Source organism: Verrucomicrobiia bacterium (assembly GCA_035765895.1).
Lineage (GTDB): Bacteria > Verrucomicrobiota > Verrucomicrobiia > Limisphaerales > DSYF01 > DSYF01.
This window is the reverse complement of the sequence record DASTWL010000023.1, coordinates 1-19,165: the sequence shown is the minus strand read 5'-3', so window position 1 is coordinate 19,165 and position 19,165 is coordinate 1. Positions and strand designations below refer to the sequence as shown.

At 63.9% G+C, this 19,165-nt stretch carries 17 protein-coding genes and 1 CRISPR repeat array; of the genes, 5 read left to right on the top strand and 12 right to left on the bottom strand.

The genetic code is table 11. The features are described 5' to 3' along the window. Window positions 1–2: 2 nt before the first annotated feature. From VFV96_04890 to VFV96_04875, 4 genes are read right to left on the bottom strand one after another with little or no spacing between them, the layout of a single operon-like run. Window positions 3–3,116, bottom strand: coding sequence for an efflux RND transporter permease subunit (locus tag VFV96_04890; GenBank protein ID HEU5069737.1), 3,114 nt, complete (start codon window positions 3,114–3,116; stop codon window positions 3–5). Beyond that, the gene (locus tag VFV96_04885; GenBank protein HEU5069736.1) at window positions 3,113–4,303 is read right to left on the bottom strand and encodes an efflux RND transporter periplasmic adaptor subunit; all 1,191 of its coding nucleotides are present in this window, start codon (window positions 4,301–4,303) and stop codon (window positions 3,113–3,115) included. The genes VFV96_04890 and VFV96_04885 overlap by 4 nt, the downstream gene beginning before the upstream one ends. Beyond that, the gene (locus VFV96_04880; protein ID HEU5069735.1) at window positions 4,300–5,709 is read right to left on the bottom strand and encodes an efflux transporter outer membrane subunit; all 1,410 of its coding nucleotides are present in this window, start codon (window positions 5,707–5,709) and stop codon (window positions 4,300–4,302) included. The genes VFV96_04885 and VFV96_04880 overlap by 4 nt, the downstream gene beginning before the upstream one ends. 2 nt (window positions 5,710–5,711) lie before the next feature. Next, on the bottom strand, window positions 5,712–6,368 hold the full coding sequence (locus VFV96_04875) for a TetR/AcrR family transcriptional regulator (GenBank protein HEU5069734.1): 657 nt from the start codon (window positions 6,366–6,368) through the stop codon (window positions 5,712–5,714). Between the two features lie 176 nt (window positions 6,369–6,544). Between VFV96_04875 and VFV96_04870 the strand changes: the two genes are divergently transcribed. Further along, window positions 6,545–7,303, top strand: a complete 759-nt coding sequence (locus tag VFV96_04870; GenBank protein ID HEU5069733.1) for a hypothetical protein — start codon at window positions 6,545–6,547, stop codon at window positions 7,301–7,303. A 144-nt stretch (window positions 7,304–7,447) separates the two neighbouring features. On the opposite strand, the gene VFV96_04865 is transcribed toward VFV96_04870, so the two are convergent. Then, a complete protein-coding gene (locus VFV96_04865; GenBank protein HEU5069732.1) occupies window positions 7,448–7,882 on the bottom strand; it encodes an EamA family transporter in 435 nt (144 codons plus the stop codon). 818 nt (window positions 7,883–8,700) lie between these two features. Here VFV96_04865 and VFV96_04860 point away from each other — a divergent pair. Both VFV96_04860 and VFV96_04855 read left to right on the top strand, forming a co-directional pair. Next, the gene (locus VFV96_04860; protein ID HEU5069731.1) at window positions 8,701–10,728 is read left to right on the top strand and encodes a cation:proton antiporter; all 2,028 of its coding nucleotides are present in this window, start codon (window positions 8,701–8,703) and stop codon (window positions 10,726–10,728) included. Between the two features lie 132 nt (window positions 10,729–10,860). Continuing rightward, window positions 10,861–12,198 carry an MFS transporter gene (locus tag VFV96_04855; GenBank protein ID HEU5069730.1) on the top strand — a complete coding sequence of 446 codons (1,338 nt, stop codon included), beginning with the start codon at window positions 10,861–10,863 and terminating at the stop codon, window positions 12,196–12,198. 69 nt (window positions 12,199–12,267) lie between these two features. Here the strand turns inward: VFV96_04855 and VFV96_04850 are convergent, their stop codons facing one another. Continuing rightward, the gene (locus VFV96_04850; protein ID HEU5069729.1) at window positions 12,268–12,648 is read right to left on the bottom strand and encodes a hypothetical protein; all 381 of its coding nucleotides are present in this window, start codon (window positions 12,646–12,648) and stop codon (window positions 12,268–12,270) included. Between VFV96_04850 and VFV96_04845 the strand changes: the two genes are divergently transcribed. Continuing rightward, on the top strand, window positions 12,647–12,886 hold the full coding sequence (locus VFV96_04845) for a hypothetical protein (protein ID HEU5069728.1): 240 nt from the start codon (window positions 12,647–12,649) through the stop codon (window positions 12,884–12,886). The genes VFV96_04850 and VFV96_04845 overlap by 2 nt on opposite strands. An 8-nt stretch (window positions 12,887–12,894) precedes the next feature. Here the strand turns inward: VFV96_04845 and VFV96_04840 are convergent, their stop codons facing one another. From VFV96_04840 to VFV96_04830, 3 genes are all read right to left on the bottom strand, one after another. Continuing rightward, window positions 12,895–13,239, bottom strand: coding sequence for a hypothetical protein (locus VFV96_04840; GenBank protein HEU5069727.1), 345 nt, complete (start codon window positions 13,237–13,239; stop codon window positions 12,895–12,897). A gap of 31 nt (window positions 13,240–13,270) precedes the next feature. After that, complete coding sequence (locus tag VFV96_04835; GenBank protein ID HEU5069726.1) at window positions 13,271–13,615, bottom strand: cupin domain-containing protein; 345 nt, start codon at window positions 13,613–13,615, stop codon at window positions 13,271–13,273. Window positions 13,616–13,901: 286 nt separating this feature from the next. Then, on the bottom strand, window positions 13,902–14,054 hold the full coding sequence (locus tag VFV96_04830; GenBank protein ID HEU5069725.1) for a phage integrase N-terminal SAM-like domain-containing protein: 153 nt from the start codon (window positions 14,052–14,054) through the stop codon (window positions 13,902–13,904). Between the two features lie 127 nt (window positions 14,055–14,181). Between VFV96_04830 and VFV96_04825 the strand changes: the two genes are divergently transcribed. Then, on the top strand, window positions 14,182–14,436 hold the full coding sequence (locus VFV96_04825) for a hypothetical protein (protein ID HEU5069724.1): 255 nt from the start codon (window positions 14,182–14,184) through the stop codon (window positions 14,434–14,436). Between the two features lie 37 nt (window positions 14,437–14,473). Here VFV96_04825 and VFV96_04820 read toward each other — a convergent pair whose 3' ends face one another. From VFV96_04820 to VFV96_04810, 3 genes are all read right to left on the bottom strand, one after another. Further along, window positions 14,474–14,812, bottom strand: a complete 339-nt coding sequence (locus VFV96_04820) for a hypothetical protein (GenBank protein HEU5069723.1) — start codon at window positions 14,810–14,812, stop codon at window positions 14,474–14,476. Between the two features lie 286 nt (window positions 14,813–15,098). Then, entirely contained in the window at window positions 15,099–15,491 is a 393-nt protein-coding gene (locus VFV96_04815; protein ID HEU5069722.1) for a hypothetical protein, read from the bottom strand. 53 nt (window positions 15,492–15,544) lie between these two features. After that, window positions 15,545–17,614, bottom strand: coding sequence for a hypothetical protein (locus VFV96_04810; protein HEU5069721.1), 2,070 nt, complete (start codon window positions 17,612–17,614; stop codon window positions 15,545–15,547). 390 nt (window positions 17,615–18,004) lie between these two features. After that, a CRISPR array of direct repeats spans window positions 18,005–19,114; the repeat unit is 37 nt; unit sequence GTTTCAATCCGCGCCCCGTGATTGCTCACGGGGCGAC. Between the last annotated feature and the right edge of the window lie 51 nt (window positions 19,115–19,165).

Below are 19,165 nucleotides of genomic sequence, written 5' to 3'. Positions count from 1 at the left end.
GATCAGGCGGTTTGGGTGGCGGTTGGCACCACGGCCGGCCGGCGGCCAAAGTGGCGGCTCAGCCAAGCCTGGAACGATTCCAGATAAAGGTAATATACCGGCGTGATGTAGAGCGTCAGCAGTTGCGACACGATCAGGCCGCCCACAACGGCCAGACCGAGCGGCTGCCGCGATTCGCCGCCGGCTCCGAAGCCGAAGGCAATGGGCAGCGTGCCCATCAGGGCGGCCATCGTCGTCATCATGATGGGCCGGAACCGCAGCACGCAGCCCTGGTAAATGGCGTCGAACGGTGTCTTGCCTTCGCGCCGGGCCTCGATGGCAAAGTCCACCATCATGATGGCGTTTTTCTTCACGATGCCGACGAGCATGATGAGGCCGACGAACGCGTAAAGGTTCAGGTCAATGTGAAACAACTCCAGCGTGAGCAGCGCCCCAAAGCCCGCCGACGGCAGGCCGGAGAGAATGGTCAGCGGATGGATGAAGCTTTCGTAAAGAATCCCCAGGATCATGTAGATGACCAGAATGGACATCACCAGCAGAATCCCGAGTCCTTTTACGGAGCTTTCAAACACCTGTGCCTGGCCCTGGAAACTGCCGCTCAGTGTGGCGGGCAGGCGGATTTTGGTGAGCATTTGCTGCACGTCGTCCACGGCCGTGCCGAGCGAATGCCCCGGCGCGAGGTTGAAGGAAATCGTCACCGCCGGCAGCTGGCCAAAGTGATTCACCGTCAGCGGGCCCACGTCGCGCGTGATGTCCGCCACGGCCAGCAACGGGATGAGCTTGCCGGTGGCGGAGCGGATGTAGAGCTGCGCCAGCGCCGCCGGATCGTTCTGCTTTTCCGGCAGGACTTCCATGATGACCCAATACTGGTCCACGGGCGCGTAAATGGTCGAAACCTGGCGCGAACCGTAGGCGTTGTTCAACGCGTCCTCGATCTGCTCGGCGGTGACACCCAGCGCGCGGGCCTTGTCCCGATTGATGTGGACCATCACCTGCGGCGAGGCGATTTGCAGGTCGCTCGTGACGTCCTGCAGGCCGGGCAGGGCGGCCATGTTTTTCTGCACGATGGGCACCCAGCGATACAGCTCCTGCAAATCCGGCCCTTGCAGCGTGAACTGATACAGGCTCTTCGTGAACGAGCCGCCGATGCGGATGAGCGGCGGATTCTGCGGGTAGGCGCCGATGCCGGGCACGGCGGACATTTTCTTGCGCAGGTCCTGGATGATTTGATCCACGTGCGGGCGCCCGGTTGAACGCGGTTTCAAGCGGATGAAGATGCGGCCCGCGTTGGGCGTGGAACTGGGCCCGCCGGCGCCGATGGCGGAAATGTAGTTCTGCACGCCGGGCTCCTGGTCCACAATCTTCATGAGCTGCAACTGATGCTCGCGCATGGATTCAAACGAGGCGTCCTGCCCGCCTTCGGTCACGATGAAAATCTGGCCCGTGTCCTCGCTGGGGAAGAAGCCCTTGGGAATTTTCACAAAGAACCAGCCCGTCGCCACCAGCACCAGGGCGGACACGCCGAGGGTGATGAGCCGGTGCCGCAACACCACCTGCAGCGTCCGTTCGTAAACCAGCAGCAGGCCGTCGAAGAATTTTTGCGTCAGCGCGTAAACCTTGCCGTGGTGCGCCTGCGCCGGCGGCCGCACGAAGCGGCTGCACAGCATCGGCGTCAACGTGAGCGACACGAAGCCGGACACCAGCACCGCGGTCATGATGGTCACGGCGAATTCATGCAGCAGCCGTCCCAGAATGCCGCCCATGAACAGCACCGGGATGAAGACCGCCGCGAGCGACAAGGTCATGGAAATGATCGTGAAGCCGATTTCGCGCGAGCCCTTCAGCGCGGCGGTGAAGGGCGGTTCGCCGTGCTCCATGTGGCGCACGATGTTCTCCAGCATGACGATGGCGTCGTCCACCACGAAGCCGACGGACAGGGTGAGCGCCATCAGCGAGAGGTTGTCCACGCTGTAACCCAGGAGATACATGACCGCGAACGTGCCGATGAGCGACATGGGCAGCGCCAGGCTCGGAATGACCGTGGCGGAGATGTTGCGCAGGAAGACGAAAATCACCATGACCACCAGTGCCACGGTGAGGCCTAGCGTGAACTGCACGTCATGCACCGACTCGCGAATGGACTGCGAACGGTCATACAGCACCTCGAAATTCACGGCGCCCGGAATCTGGGCCCGCAGCGTGGGCAGGGTGGCGCGGATGTCATCCACCACGCGGACGGTGTTTTCGCCCGGCTGCCGCTGGATGGCGAGCACGATGCCGCGCTTGCCGTTGAACCACGCGGCGGCCTTGTCGTTCTGCACGCTGTCAATCACGCGGCCAAGTTCACGCAGCCGCACCGGCTGGCCGTTGCGATACGCCACGATGAGCGGCCGGTAGTCCGCCGCGCGGAACAACTGGCCGTTGGCCTGGACGGTGAAGGCCTGATGCGGCCCGTCCAGCGTGCCGGTCGGCAGGTTGACGTTGCCCTGGGCAATGGCGCTCTGCACTTCGTCAATGCCGATGCCGCGGCTCGCCAGCGCGCTCGGATCGAGCTGCACCCGCACCGCGTAGGCCTGCGCACCGAACACGCCGACCTGCGCCACGCCTTTCACCATCGACAGGCGCTGGCCAATGAGCGTCTCTGCGTATTCGTCCACCGTGGACAGCGGCAGCGTGTCCGACGTAAGCGCCAGATAGAGAATCGGCGAGTCCGCCGGGTTCACCTTGTTGAAGGTCGGCGGCGTCGGCATGCCGGTGGGCAACTGCCGTGAGGCCTTGGATATGGACGCCTGCACGTCCTGCGCCGCCGCGTCAATGTTGCGGTCGAGCGAGAATTGAATCGTGATGCGGCAGTTGCCCAGGGAACTCACCGACGACATCGAATCCACGCCGGGAATGGTCGAGAACTGCTTTTCCAGCGGCGTGGCGACGGCCGAAGCCATCGTCTCCGGGCTGGCGCCGGGCAGGCTGGCGGAAACCTGAATCGTCGGATAATCCACGCTCGGCAGGTCGCTGACCGGCAGCGCGCGATAGCTGATGATGCCGAAGAGCAGGATGCCCAGCATGACCAGCGTGGTCATGACTGGGCGGCGGATGAACAGCTCCGGAACGCTCATGCCGTCCCCCCGTTCTCCGGCTTCGCCGGCGCGTCGGCGGCGGGCGATTTGATCTCCGCCCTGCCGCCGGGCACAAGCTTCAACTGGCCGTCCGTGACGACGGTTTCGCCGGCCTGCACTCCCTGTTCAATGACCGTCTGGCCGTCCGTGGCAATGCCCAGTTTGACCAGGCGCTTTTCGACGGTGCTGTCCGGCTTGACGACGAATACAAACTCGCCCTCCTGGCTGACCTGGATGGCTTGGGACGGAACCACCACGGCGTTGGTGATTTCGCCCACGCTCAACGTGACGTTCACAAACTGGCCCGGCCACAGGCGCTCATCCGCGTTGGCAAACTTCGCGCGCAGGAGCACCGTGCCCGTCGTGGGGTCCACCTGGTTGTCCACCACTTCGAGTTCGCCCGTGACCGTTTCCGCGGCGTGATCAGGGATTGCCGCCTGCACGTGCAGCCGGCCCGCATTGGCCGCGCGCCGCACGGCCAGCAGCGATTGTTCCGGCACGGAGAAATCCACGTAGATCGGCCGGACCTGGTTGACGGTGGCGAGCACGGTGTCGTTGTTCTTCACCATGTTGCCGGCGTCCACCTGCAACAAGCCGATGCGCCCGGTGACGGGGGCGGTGATGGAGCAGAACGAGAGCTGCAACTGGGCGCTTTCCACCGCCGCCTTGTCGGCCGCCACGGTCGCGCGCAACGCGGCGACCTTCGCGCGGTTGGCATCCACAAGCGATGCGGTGACGGCCTTCGTGCTGGCCAGGTCGTCGGTGCGCCGCATGTCCACTTCGGCGTTCTCAAGCGAGGCTTCGTCCCGGCCAAGCACGGCCTGCGCCTGGTCCAGGGCCGCCTGAAACGGGCGCGCGTCGAGCTGGAAAATGGTTTCGCCGGCCTTGACCTCGTCGCCTTGCTGGAAGGCGACGCTCACGAGCTGGCCGTCCACGCGCGCCTTGATGGCGACGCTGGCCAGCGCCCGCGCGTTGCCGATCGCCGTCAGCGTGATGGGCACGTTTTGTCGGGCCGCCTGGGCGGCGATGACCGGCACCGGCAGGTCCGCAGCCTTGGGTTTGGTAATCGACGTGCTCGCCGGTCCGTTGGACTCGTGCGAGCAGCCGGCCGGCCCGGCCAGCAACAGCGCGGCGAGCGGGAGGTTCAGCAGGCTTTTCCCGGAATGCATGGTTTTGATCACAGTCATGGTTTGGAGGTCGTGGCCCAGCCGCCGCCCAGCGCCTTGTAAAGCGCCACGGCATTTTCCGTCATGGTGCTCTGGCTTTGCACGAGCGCGTCCTCGGCCTGGTAAAGCGTCCGTTCGGCCAGCAGCACGTTGAGAAATTCGCCCAGACCGTTTTGATAAAGTTGCTTTGCGAGATCGAGGGACTGCCGGTTCGCCTGCACGACTTCAGTCAGGGATTGATAACGTTCGTGCTCCTTGTTCCAGGCCACCACGGCGTTTTCGACGTCCTCGAGCGAAAGCAGAACGGTCTGATTGAACTGCGCCAGCGCCTGCTCCTGCTGCGCAGTCTGCGCGTTGACGGCGGCCTTGAGACGCGGGTATTCCAGCAGCCGCCATTGCACGGAGGGGCCGGCGGACCAGAATTCGCTCGCGGGCGAAATCAAATTGCTGGCATGCAGGCTTTGAAAGCCGCCCGAGCCGGTCAGGAAAAACTTCGGCAACAGTTCGGCCTGCGCCACGCCAATGTTGGCGGTGGTGGCGGCGAGTTGCCGTTCACTGGCGCGAATGTCCGGCCGTTGTCGCAGCAAATCGGACGGCAGGCCCACCGGGATTTCCGGCGGCGCCGGCGGGATGGGCGCTTCGGCGGCCAGGTCGCCATCCAGGGAACCCGGCGCCACGCCCAGCAATGTGCACAGGCGATGATTGTCCTGTTGCAGCGTCGTTTCGAGGGCGGGCAGGGCGGACTTGGTGGCCGCGAACACGGTTTTTGCCTGGGCCACGTCGAGCTGCGTGGCGAGCCCCTTGTCGAGCAGCAGTTGCGTCAGGTTCAACACTTCGGCCTGGGCCTCCAGATTTTTCCGGGCGATGGCGAGCCGCTGCTGGGTGCCCCGAAAATCCACGTAGTAGCGCGCCACTTCCGCCAGCAGGGTGACCTGCACATCGCGTTGCCCCTCCTCGACGGCCTGCAACTGCGCGGTGGCCGCCTCCAGTGCGCGGCGCTGGCCGCCGAAGATGTCGATTTCCCACGACGCGTCAAAGCCGGCCTGGTAGGTGTCCGTGTCGATCGATTTCACGGGCGAGTTCAACGAGTTTGCGCTGCGCCGGGCCGTGCTGTAGGACGCGTTCGCGTCAATGGTGGGCAGGAAATCGGAGATGGCCGCGCCGCGCAACGCCCGGGCGGCCCGCACCCGCGCGGCGGCGGCCTGGAGATCGAAATTCGCCCGCAGCGCGCGTTCGACGAGGCGGTCGAGCGTGGGATCGTCCAATTGTTTCCACCACTCGGCCAGGTGGGCGGCGTTCGTGTTGGCCCCGCCGCTGGAGGCGGTCCAGGTGCCGGGCACGCTGCCCGTTGGACGATGGTAATTCGGTCCCACGCTGCAGCTCGCAAGCAGGCCGCCGAGGGCGGAGCCAAAAAGAAGGGGCAACATTTTCATGCGCTATGGCGGGCGGCCGGCCGGGCGCCGCCAAAAAAGAGGTCGATGACAAACTGCGTGCGTTCCGTGAGCGGCGTTTCGTCCTGGCTCTGCAGCCAGTCGCGGGTGACCTGAATCATCATGCCGGAGAGCGCGATGGCGAACAGGTGCGGATCGCCCTTGCGCACGGCGCCCCGGCGTTGGGCGGACTGGATCAGCTTGCGCAGCCGTTCCAGATATTGTTCATACATCTGCATGATGTTTTGCCAGCGGTCATGCCGCTGCTCATAGCGGTTCATGCCTTCGCGGGCGTAAATGCGGAAGAAGGCGCGGTTGCGTTCGAAGTAGCCCATCCGGGCGCGAATCACGGTGGCCAGCCCTTCCAGCGGATCCTTGATGGGCTCCAGCTCGCGCCGGATGGTCTCGGACAGCTCGCGGATCTTCTCCTCGAAGAGTTCGAGATACAGCGCCTCCTTGTCCTTGAAATACAGGTAAACCGTCCCGGTTGCGAACTCGGCCTCGTGGGCAATCTGTTCGATGGAGGCATCGTGAAATCCCCGGGCGGCAAAAATGCGCTCGGCCGCGCGCAAAATCTCCTGGCGCCGTTGCTGGCGCTCCCGCTCCCGGCGGGGGGTCTGAATGACGTTGGAATCAGTTAATGAATCCGCATTCATTTTGTGAATCGTAAAGGGGCCGCCGGACGACGTCAAGCCGCCGCGGCGGAAACGCACCCGCGGGCCGGCGCCGCTTGCGGAGGACCGTGGCGATCCAAGCCGCGAGGCACCAGAACATTGCGCATTGTGAGTAACTTCCTCGACCGCGGCCTTGCCGCCCACCGTCATGTTTGGGCATGCTGGAAGGGTTACTGCCTCAAAGGGCCGTTGCGCTGATGATGTTGCAGACGAAAAGGGCGGCATGGCTGGCGGTGGGCGTTGTGCTCACCGTGCCGGGCATTGTGTCCACGGTCAGCGCCACTTCGTGGGAGCGCACCCACGCGGTGCCGGCGGCTTCAGCCAACGCAGATGGATTGGTGCGTTGGAATTTTTCCCAGTCAGACGCGGAAGGCCCGTCCAACGGGCTGTGGTCGCTGCCGGAAACCTGCCCGCTTCCTTCGCCTGGCAATGCCATCACGACCACCTCGAGTGTGGCCGCAGCCGTCGCGCCGTCGCCGGCTGGCACTGCTGCAGTGACCAACCGGGCGGGCTGGCTGGACGCCGTTCGTTGCGATGCCCTGGGGATGATTGAATCGGGCAACGACGACTCGGCCATTGGCGGGGCGGGGGAGGTCAGCCGGTTTCAAATCATGCCGTCGGTCTGGCAGCGTTATTCCGCGTCCCGGGCGTATTCCGATCCGGCGCAGGCGCGTCGTGTTGCCCAGCGTCACTGGACGGCGCTGTATCAATATTTCAAGGCCGGGGCGCATCGGGAGCCGGGCGACTTTGACATGTATGTCCTCTGGAACACCCGCTTCGGCTACTACGAACGGAAGGGCTTTGATCCGCTTCGACTGGCGGCCGTGGTGCGGGATCGCGCCGGCCGCTTCACCAACCTCGTGGAGGAAGGGGAACGACGCGAATCCACGCTGGCGCTCGCCGGCACGCGGGACTGATGCCGAGCGAACCTTCGCCCGCCGCTTGCGTCACCGGGCGGCGTTGTCAGCGGTGAACCACCGGCGGGCATTCCAAATCGCGGCAACGTTTCCGCCTCCCGCCGTGGTCGCCTGCGCAAAGCCTGGAATGTTCACGAATGCGGATCAACGCTTCCAGGCGAGGACCACCACGCCAACGACCATGAGCGCGATCCCTGTCCACTCTCGCGGCGAGGGGCGTTCGGCCAGGAAAGCGAAGGCGAAGAGGGCCACGAACACCAGGCTGAGCTTGTCAACGGGTGCCACCTTGGAAGCCTCGCCCAGTTGCAGCGCCCGAAAATAACAAACCCAGGACGCGCCGGTCGCCAGCGCGGAGCCCGTCAGGAATACCCACGTGCGGGCGGGCAGGTGGAACGGGCTGGCAAATTTGCCCGTGGCACCAACAAAGGCGGTGAGCACGAAGAGAATGATCACCGTGCGAACCAGCGTGGCGAGATCGGAGTCCACTCCCCGAACGCCCACCTTCGCCAGAATCGCCGTCAAGCCGGCGAAAACGGCGGAGAGCAGGGCCCAGAGAAACCACGATTCGGAGTTTGGCATGCGCATGGTGCAGGTATCCCGGCAGAAAGATAGGTGGCGCAAGGCCCCGGCCGGCGCAAGTTTGGAGTTGGGGGAGGCGGTTGGGTCGGGGGGCGGAAAAATGAATTGGCCTCGGCACGCAGAGCCCTACACTGACGCAGCGTGCGACCCATGCTTCAATTTGCCGGCCTGATCCTGTTGGCGGCTCTATGGCTGCCGGCCCGGGTGATCGGTCCGGTTGATGGCGTCCGGCCGGGTTGCGGCGGCCCTGCAAATCGAACGCACAGGACGGAAACGGCCTACACCGTTTGCCCGCCGACGCAGGCCGTGCAGTTTCACCAGTTCCGGCTGCCGGGCGCGTTTGCGACCACCGCCAAGGTGCCCACCCTGGATTCGCTGATTCCGCTGCCGCGCGCGGCAGCGGACCTGGCCCGGATTGTTGGCGGCCTTTCGTCGGGGGTTCCCTCGGCCAGACTGAATTGCTGGCGCTTCCGCTGCCGGACGGCCGGTTCTCCACGGGCGCCGTGCCCGGCCTGAATTTCCCGCTCCGGTTCGCCTGTTCCTCACGTGGCCCGCTGTCCTCCCGGTAGCTTCGATGACGCGGCGGCGTGCGGTGTCATGGCGATTTAACCCAGGGTTTGGTGGCACTGACAACTTTTGGCACCGATATGCAAGATTCACACATTCGCTGGCTCCTGTGGGGGATTATCATCCTCGTGGGAGTGGCCATTTTCTGGTATTTTGGCCGCAAACAAGATTGACGGCCGGTTCGTCTGATTCGGGGCCGGGCGCCGGCGAAACTCATCCGGCGCCCGGCCGGAATACAGTTTGGTTGTTTCATGCATTCCTTGACCTTTCTGCAAGACCTGGCGGTGGTGATGATTGTCGCCGGCGTCGTCACCATCATTTTCCACCGGCTCAAACAGCCGGTGGTGCTCGGTTACATTCTGGCGGGTGTGATCATTGGCCCCCACACGCCGCCCTATGCCCTGATCCACGACGAGGCCACCATCAACACGCTCTCCGAACTGGGCGTCATTCTGCTGATGTTTTCGCTCGGGCTGGAGTTCAGCCTGCGCAAGCTGACGCGGGTGGGCGCGCCGGCCCTGATTGCCGCCCTGTTGGAAATCCTGCTGCTCTTCTGGGTGGGTTACGAGGTGGGGCATTTCTTCGCCTGGCCGCTGCTGGACAGCATTTTTCTCGGCGCAATGCTGTCCATGTCCTCCACCACGATCATCATCAAGGTCCTCGGGGAGCTGGGCAAGATGAAGGAGCGTTTTGCGCAGTTGATCTTCGGCATTCTGGTCATCGAAGACATCCTGGGCATAGCCATGATTGCCTTGCTGTCCGGCATTGCCATGACGGGAAAACTGGGCGTGGCCGATGTCGGCCTGACGCTGGGCCGGCTGGGCATTTTCCTGGCCGTGGTCCTGGTGGCGGGCCTGCTCACGGTGCCCCGCCTGATCGGTTACGTGGCCCGGTTCAAAAGCAACGAGATGCTGATCGTGACGCTGCTGGGGTTGTGCTTTGGCGTTTCGTTGCTGGCGACGAAGCTCGGCTACAGCGTCGCGCTCGGGGCATTTGTCATCGGCGCGGTCATTGCCGAGGCCCGGGAAATTCACCGGGTCGAAGCCCTCCTCGAACCGGTCCGCGACATGTTCAGCGCGATATTCTTCGTCGCCATCGGACTCCTGATTGATCCGCGCATGTTGATCACCTACTGGCAGCCCGTGGTGGTCATCACGCTCGCCGTGATCGTGGGCAAGGTCATGACCTGCTCCTTCGGCGCCTTTCTGGGCGGCAACGACACGCGCACGTCCCTGCGCGTCGGGATGGGCCTGTCGCAGATCGGCGAATTCTCGTTCATCATCGCGTCGCTGGGCGTGACCCTGAAGGTGACCAGTGACTTCCTGTATCCCATCGCCGTGGCGGTTTCCGCGCTCACCACCCTCCTGACGCCCTATCTCATCCGGAGCGCGGATGAAACGGCCAATTGGTTTGACCGGGTTGCGCCCCGCGCCCTGGTGAACACGTTGCAGCTTTACACCGACTGGGTGGGCCAGCTTGGGCGGCGCCAGTCCAATCTCGCCCGGAAACTCATCCGCGCGTGGCTCGCGCAAATCGCCCTCAATGTGGCCCTCGTCACCGGCATTTTCATTGTCGCGGCGTTCATCGGACAACATCCGCCCGCCTGGTTGCGGGCGCGGCAACTGCAGGCGGACTGGCTGAAGGCGCTGCTGTGGCTGGCCGCGGCCATCCTTTCCCTGCCGATGAACATCGCCACGTCGCGCAAGCTGCAGGCGCTGGGCATGCTCATCGCGGAGTTGAAGGTGAAGACGGCCGTGGCCGGCGAGCGCACTCCGGCCATCCGGGCGGTGGTCGCGCAGGTCATCCCGATTGCCGGCACCATCGTGCTCGGGCTTTACATCATTCTGCTCAGTTCCACCTTGCTGCCAACGGTCCGCGTCATGCTGGTCATGCTCGTGTTGTCCGGCATCATCAGCTGGTTCCTGCGGCGCTCGTTCATCCGGGTGTATTCGAGGGCGCAAATCGCGCTCCAGGAAACTTTCGCCCAACCGCCGGCGCCGCATCCGCACGAAACGCCCGCCCGGTTGCAGTCGTTGCTCCGCGAAGCGAATTTGGAAACCGTGTCGATCCGGGCGGATTCGGCGGCGGCCGGCCGGCTCATCCGGGAGCTGGAGCTCCGGACCACCACCGGCGCGAGCATCGTGGCGGTGGAGCGCGCCGGCGCGAACCTGCTCAACCCCGGCGCGGACGAGGAAATCCAGCCGGGCGACCAGGTGCTGCTGCTCGGCAGCCGCGCCCAGCTTGATGCGGCCAGGGCGCGCTTGAACGCCGGCGCCTGACGCCCCATGGGTCCGGGGGCGTGCCCGGCCGCGCGGCCAGCGGCACCGCACAAAGATGCGGTCGCGCCGGCCGGGACTTTGCCTTGCCCCGGCGCGGGAACGGTGGTGCATTGGCAGGCGCGATTTTCCCCCATGCAAAACACGCGTCTGAGCTTCTGGCAGGTCTGGAACATGAGCTTCGGGTTCTTCGGCATTCAATTTGGCTGGGGCCTGCAAATGGCGAACATGAGCGCCATCTACCAATACCTCGGCGCCCGGGAAAATGAACTCGCCGTGCTCTGGCTGGCGGCGCCGCTGACCGGGCTGCTGGTGCAGCCGCTGGTCGGGCACTTCAGCGACCGCACGTGGTGCCGTCTGGGGCGGCGGCGGCCGTATTTTCTGGCGGGGGCGGTGCTCGCCAGCCTGGCGCTCCTCGCGATGCCGGAAGCCGGCACGGTGTGGATGGCGGCGGGGCTGCTATGGATTCTCGATGCGAGTGTCAACGTGGCGATGGAACCGTTCCGGGCCTTCGTGGGCGACCTGTTGCCGAAGGCGCAACGCAAGTCCGGTTTCGCCATGCAAAGCTTGTTGATCGGGCTTGGCGCCGTGTTGTCCTCGGCCCTGCCTTATCTGTTGACGAACGTGCTGGGCGTGGCGGGCCCCACGGCGCCGGGCGCCATCCCGCGCACGGTGCAACTGGCCTTCTGGATTGGCGCCGGGGTGTTTCTGGCCGCCGTGCTCTACACCATTTTGACCACGCGCGAGCATCCGCCCGCGAATCCGGCGGAATTCCACCGGCAGAAGGCCGCCTCCGCCGGGCTGGGCAACGCGCTGCGCGAAATCGTTGGCGGCATTGGCGCGATGCCCCGGGCCATGCGGCAGCTCGCCGTCGTGCAGTTTTTCACCTGGTTCGCGTTGTTCTGCATGTGGATTTATTTCGTGCCCGCCGTGGCGACCAAAGTGTTTGGCGGCGTGCCCGGCTCGCCGGCGTATCAGCGCGGCAGCGAATGGGGCGGCGTGTGCTTCTCCGTTTACAACGGCACGGCGTTCGTCTTCGCCTTTGCCCTGCTGGCCCTGGTGCGGAAGTTTTCCGCGCGCGCCATCCACCGCGTCTGCCTGCTGGCCGGCGGGGTGGGGCTGCTGCTGGTCGTGCTGGTGCCGCAGCCCCACGCGTTGCTGCTGGCCATGCTCCTGGTTGGCATCGCGTGGGCCAGCATTCTGGCCATGCCCTACGCGATGCTCGCCAATGCGATTCCGCCGCAGCGCATGGGTTTTTACATGGGGGTGTTCAACTTTTTCATCGTCATCCCGCAGATTCTCGCGTCGCTCGGTCTGGGGCTGCTGATGAAGCACGCGCTGGGGGACAATCCGATGAATGCCGTGTTGCTGGGCAGCCTGGCCATGCTGCTGGCGGGGCTCTGCGTGGGGCTGGTGTCCAAGGAAGTGGACGTGGCCGGCGACGTTCCGGCACCGGCACCGGCCACGGCGTAAGCGGCGCATCTCCCACGTTTCGGGAAATGCTCCTTGAGGCTGCCCGCGACCGCCCGTGCAGCCTAAAAATCAGGCAGCCACGTGCCAGGTCAGCGTCCCGACCGCTAAAGCCACCAGACCGAATGCCGCGACCGCCATCGTGTAGCGGGCGAACACCCGGAGGCGCTTGTCCACCGCCGAGCCGCGCCGCAGCAATCGAAACGACCAAATCAAATGGGCCGTCAGCAACAAGCCCAACATGCCCGCCACCATTCCCTCAACCATGTCATCGCCGGCCTGCCAATGAAGCCACTCACATGCGCGTCCCACCAAGCTGACGATGCCGAGCACACCCCAGAGAGCCAGCGGACGCAGGCGAAATATTGTCATTCGTTCCCGGGCATAAACGTCCGGGGGAATTGCCTCCCAGGCCGCCCGTCCCTTGACGGCAAAAATCATGGGCAGAGCCATGGCGACGACGGAAGCCATCGCAACCATTGCGATCAAGCTGGCCTTAATGACACTCATGCGCGTGATGCCCGTGGACGTCCAGGCGCAGCAGGTCCAGAAGTCTGGCGGTTGCGACCATGACGATCAGGAAGAAACCGTGCCTCTTCTTTCTCATGCTGGCAAAATGTTTTGGCGTTGGGCGGGCACGTTCCCTGTTGCAATTGAATCGCTCCGGCATGTGCCCCGTAATGTGCCATGACGGCAGCATCATCGCAAAAGCGCCAGGAGCACCAGGGCCAACGGCAGCGCGATGCCGGTCCCAAGACAGGTCAGCACGACCCGCCGGCTCCGGGCATGCTTGAACGCCATCACCACGCCCAGCACGGTCGTGAGCATGAAGCTCGCCGCCATGACGAGCACGAAGGCCATCATGAAAACGCTGGTCAGGCTGCCGCCCGCCTTCAGGGCGTGCGAGGTGTGGATCGTGGACAGCCGCTGCAACAGCCGGGGATGAATGCCCAGCGTCTGCCAGATGCCGGAGACGGCAAAGAACAGAAGCATCGGCGCAAAAATGCAGCCGAGATACAGATGAAGGGCGCGTAGTTTTTGCATGGGTAATGAAGTGAAAGGGGGGACGTTGGCCTCAGCTTGTCCGGACGATATCAACCGAGATTTCCACCGCCGGCGTCGGGCCCCGGTTCTCCAGCCAGTGGGTGGTGTTCCGGTCCTCGGGCCAGCCCACTCCCGGCCCATAATCCTTGGCCACGCCATTCCGGTGATCCGTGATCGTTCCTTCCAGGATATAGACCATGCCCGGCCGGTCCTTGTGGTCGTGCACCGGGCCGAAGACGCCGCCCGGTTCGATGGTCACCATCCGCATCCGCAGTTGGCGCCCGGCCAGGCCCTCGATTTCCGGGCCAAGGTCAAGCGCTGCCAGCAGCTTTACCGTGCCCCCTTTTGTTTCCGGTGCCGTCGGTTCATGGCTCATCGTGGTCTCCTTTGTCTGCGCTTTGGGCGCCAAACGTTTGATCTGGGTTGTCCGAAAGTTAATCCGCCGGGAATGGCGCCGGGCCGGTTCGTCGCTGGGGAGGTTCCCTTTCGCCGACGACAAGGCAACGCCAGGCGCCACCATCAAGACCTGTCTACGCCGCGTCGCGCACGCAGTCCAGCGTCAAACCGGTCCGCTTCTTGGTTTCGGTGGATGACTGCGCCAGCCGCCCCAGAAAACCATTCACCTCCGCCGCCCCCATCTCTTTCGGGTGCCGCTTCCCGCTTCACAAAATGAACCGCCGAATCCATTGCCAATATGCTTCCTCAGTTCGCCATGCATAATGCTTGAAGCGCATCACCTCCCGGACCTGCTCGCGCAGACGCAATTTTGGATTGGGCACCAAGCCGCCGAGAGGTGTCGTAGTTGCCGGAAGCATATTCATGCCGCCATGATGTCCAAATCCCTCTTGACCAGCAAGAAAGACGGACTTACGGTCAAATCATGACCACCGGGATAGATTGCAAACTGCAATCCACTTAAATGTTAGGCATCATCGCACGCTTATGTGGCAGAGCTACATTTTCGGGATGCACTGGAAGCACGGCGGGAAGATGTATTACGACGAGTTGACTGCGGAGTCGCAGGACGAGGCCGCCGGATATTTCATTGATCACTGTCGTGATGATGTCAGTTTGGTTCGTGTCGAGTTGGTCAGGCCGGATGATGGTGGCACACGAGAGCTTGCACATTCACCGTATTCGCCTTTCGATCCGTTGATGGCCAGACGCAGGCTGGACCGAGATGAGGATCAGAGATGACGATGTTGATGCCTCGTAAGAAACTAGGCGTGTAAGTTCAGGTGGTGGTGGTGAGTTTGAAGCCGAGGGCGGTGGCGGATTGGTGGAGGCGTTGAATCTTCTTGAGCTTCAGTTTTTCTTCCGCGTGTTGCCACACGGTCGGGTCGTAAGGGGTGCGGTGTTTGATCAGGTGCCAGAGGATGGAGCGTCGGACGGGAACACCTTCGGGATGACCTTCCTCGACGAGCACCTTGCGAATGGCATCCTGAACGGCGGTGTCAATCTTCTGCTGCGTTTGCGCCGAAAACTCCGGCGGGCGGCCAGCGCGAAGGGCGCGGCTGATCGGGGGCCAGGCCACAAGCCAGAAGACCACCGACGCAAAATAGGCGGCCATCATCAGATAGCCGCACTTACGACAACGAAGAAAGGCCCACCAGGCAACGCACAAGCCAACAAGATAAACTGCCGAAGTCAGCCACTCGACCGCTTTGAGGAATTAATAAGGCGTGGCAGCACTCATGATCGTGGAAGCGGCGCAACGTTTATGCGAACTCCAAAACGGGCGGGACTCCGCCGTCGGGCTTCTGGTTTCGGTGGATTACTACCAGAGCGGCTTCCGGCGTGTCCACCCTGGATGTGCCGTTGATTCGCCGGTCCAACGTGCGCCTTCGTGGGGTGAACGCCTACGGCACGGTGACGCGGTAAACGCGGTTCGGCAGCAGGGTGGAATCCGGGTCGTTGAAATTGGTGTTGGGCACGGTGTCGGCATGAATGGTGTCCCACTGCGTCAGGTTGGTGGTGGCTTCGATGGTAAAGCCGCCCGTGTCCAGACCGCCGATGTCGAACCGGAACTGGCCGCCCAGGTTGGTGAAGCTGCCTCCGGTCAAGCGTGCTGCGACAGGGTCTCCGACGCCGTCGCGCTCCATCCAAACTAGGACGCGACCCGCGGCGTGCCGGCGGAGAACCCCGCCATGTCGCGCATGGAAAAGTTGCAGGCGGTCGCCGCGCCGTGCGGGAAACACCTCACGGGCGGCGAAAAGAACGAAACGCCACTCTTCCACGACCAGTGCCTTCAAGCTTCGGTTTGCCTGGCGGGCTCAACGAATCCCGCGCCCCGGCCGGCTGCCCTTCAGGGGGCGTGGCGCAGCCGGTAAAACGCCTGCGGCGGCGCGTTGGTGAGGTCGGCGAAGTTGTCCCAGAGGTAGATCGACCCATCCGCCCACGCCTGCACCGGCCACGTTTGCAGGGTGCCGCTGAATGTCGCGTTCGTGGCGCGCTGACATTCATAAAAATACCACGGCACGCCGGTGAAGCTGACCGTGACTTCGCCCGGCACGCTCACGTCCAGCGCGTTCGCCTGGCTCGTCGGGCGGTCGATGATGGAAAGGGTCGCGGTGCCGGTCGCGGTCACGCCGAGGTTGTCGGCGATGGTGTAGGTGAAGCGGTCCGCCTGCGAGTTCGCGGGCACCAGGATGTGCGCGCCTTGAACGGTGAGCGCCAGACCGTTGGAGGTGGTGGCGCTGACGCCGACAAAAAACACGGGCTCGCCATCGGGGTCGTAATCGCTCCACATCAGGTCCGCGATGTTGATGGCGAGCGGCTGGCCGGCGAGCTGATAGAAGTCGCCGCCGAACGCCAGCGGCGGCGCGTGCGGCAGTGGTGGCGTGGACGGTTGCACGACGATGTTGTCCACGAAGAAAAGTTGGCTCGGCGCGGGACTTTGCGAGGGGACATCGATGGTCACCTTAGTGAACGGCGTCGCCGAGCCGAACGACAGCACGCCCTCCGGGTAGGCGCCGGTGACCCACGCGCCGCGCGCGGTGCCGGTTGCCACCGGATTTGTCATGGCGGCATTGGTGTAGGCCGTCACACGCACCTGCGCGGCGGTGTCATATTCGCTCGCAACTTCGCCGGTGAAGAACGCCATCGTGAAGTTGGTGACCGGCTGGTTGAACTCCACCGCCAGCGTGCTGCCCCAGGTGCTGGGATACAGAAAATTCCCGGAGAACACGCCGGGCATCCAATAATAGAAGTTGTTCTGCGCCGACCAGCCGCCCGCAAGCGAACTGAACGTGGCCGTGACGCCGTTCTTGGTTTGCGTCGCCGGCAGGCCCTGGCCGGCGCTCACCGCGGGCGACCCCGTGTCAAAATCAAACGTCGCGCTGGGGCCGGCCGGAACAAAGTTTGCAACGAGGCTGCGGTCGGCCGTGAGGTTGAAGCTGTAGTTTGCCTGGGGGCTGACCAGCGCGCCCCACTCGGTCCAGCCCATGAACTTGAAACCCGTCACCGGCGTCGCCGTGACGAGGACGACGGCATTGCTGTTGAATGTGCCGCCGCCCGCGGCGGTGCCGCCGTAACCGGGCGCGACGCCGGTGCTCACGGTGTAGGCGGGCACAAAGTTCGCCACGAGCACGCGGTTGCTGCGCACGGTGAAGTTGTAGGTCGCCGCCGAACTGACGGGCGCGCCGTTTTCGGTCCAGTTCTTGAAGCCCCAGCCCGGATTCGCCGCCGCGACGAGCGAGCAGGGCGCGTTGCTGGAATAAATTCCCGCGCCGCCCGCCGTCCCGGCGCCGGCGGGCGCGACGCTGGTGGCGATGGTGAACGTGGCCGCGGGCGGCACCGGCGGATTGGTGTCAATCAACGTCAGCGCCGTCAGCGCGAAGTCGCCCCACATGTGGATTTGGTAGGTGTCCGCGTTGGTCAGGGCCGGGGTGATGTAGGAGAAACTCTGGCCCCCGTAGCCGGTGCAGTCGTATGGGAGCGGATTGGCAAACGCGTCGCTGCCGTTCAACTGCGGCATGATTTCAAACGCGGCCCCCGCGCCGGCGGTGTTGAGCAGGATTTTTCCGGTGAACGCCTGGAGATCGAACGGCTTGCCGTCCGCGCGCCGCAGCGTGAGGTTGGCGCCGGTGCCGAGCAGGGGGCCGGCGGTGATGGCCTGCGCCTGCACGCCCGTGGGCCAGAAGACGCTGAAGAACCGCCCCGTCGGCGTGCCGCCGCCGGACGACCAGTAGCCGTCCACCGAGTAGGTAAAGCGGTAGTCACCGCTCTGGAGGGTGACCGCGTTGATGTTCGAGACGATCAGGGTCGCCGTCTGCGCAGCGTCGAAAAAAACATTGGTGGCGGCGTGCGTCGCGGCCGTGCCCAGCAGGCAGGTGCAGGCGGCGAGGAGCACGTTCAACCGCTTGGGTGTTTTCATAAAAGCAAAGTGGAGCTGGAATTTGGATAAACTGACGGGCGCTCTTTCAAGACAACTCGAATCCTATCACCGGCACGCCTGCTTTGGGAACCGTGTGGATTGGCATTTGATTCGCAATTCTGGTCCAGCCGATGCCCGGTGGACGCTGCGGTGACGGCGGCTTCCGGCCCGGCCGCAAGCGGTGCCCGCCGGGCAGTGCGCTGCCGATGTTCCGCCCCGTGACCCGCTTCCGCGTTGCCGGCCCGGCGCAATTCCGCTGCAAATCCCTGGTGACAGCAGACTCAATCGGGTTGATGGAAGGCAACGCACGATTGGGTGCATCCAAAATCCCAGAGGGATTTTGGCCTCTAGCCCAAAGTTGGGAGGGGGCTGCCGTCCGTTTTATTCGAAGTTTCAATCCGCGCCCCGTGATTGCTCACGGGGCGACTCACCGTGTCGCACGAGATCGGAAACGTGAGCGGAGTTTCAATCCGCGCCCCGTGATTGCTCACGGGGCGACGAGAGTTTAGAGTCAATCCATACCGCTTTAGCATGTTTCAATCCGCGCCCCGTGATTGCTCACGGGGCGACCCGACCACGCCTTGCGGACCCGCCGCACCTTGCGGTTTCAATCCGCGCCCCGTGATTGCTCACGGGGCGACGCCGACCGTCCCTCGTCAATACCATCACCAATGAAGTTTCAATCCGCGCCCCGTGATTGCTCACGGGGCGACCCAATGTTTCGGCGGGCGGCAACTCGCCAAAGCTGGTTTCAATCCGCGCCCCGTGATTGCTCACGGGGCGACTCGAACGTGTAGTGCGCGATCGCGCTGGCATTCGTCGTTTCAATCCGCGCCCCGTGATTGCTCACGGGGCGACACGCATCGAGCGTGAATGTTTGTGTGACGAAACCAGTTTCAATCCGCGCCCCGTGATTGCTCACGGGGCGACGCCTTTTTAACCAACGACCATGCCGAAGATATGCGTTTCAATCCGCGCCCCGTGATTGCTCACGGGGCGACGTCACAGCCTGCGGCCAATCCGGCTGGCGGACTGGTTTCAATCCGCGCCCCGTGATTGCTCACGGGGCGACTATGTTGAGAGTTAATAAAGAAGTAGCCCGGGGGGGGTTCAATCCGCGCCCCGTGATTGCTCACGGGGCGACCGGTGAACGGGTGGCGGTGTTCGTGCCCAAGGATGTTTCAATCCGCGCCCCGTGATTGCTCACGGGGCGACGAAAACATGAGCCGCGAACGCCTGCGGCAACTGCGTTTCAATCCGCGCCCCGTGATTGCTCACGGGGCGACTCCAAAACCAAAGGCAAGGTTGGCGAGAGAGAATGTTTCAATCCGCGCCCCGTGATTGCTCACGGGGCGACGGACGACAAGACGAGCCCGAAGGAGTTTGGCCGGGTTTCAATCCGCGCCCCGTGATTGCTCACGGGGCGACGTGTCGCTTTATCTTTGACGATCTCAATCGGATGTGTTTCAATCCGCGCCCCGTGATTGCTCACGGGGCGACCCATTCGCTGCCACCGTCAAACGACACCTGGAAAGTTTCAATCCGCGCCCC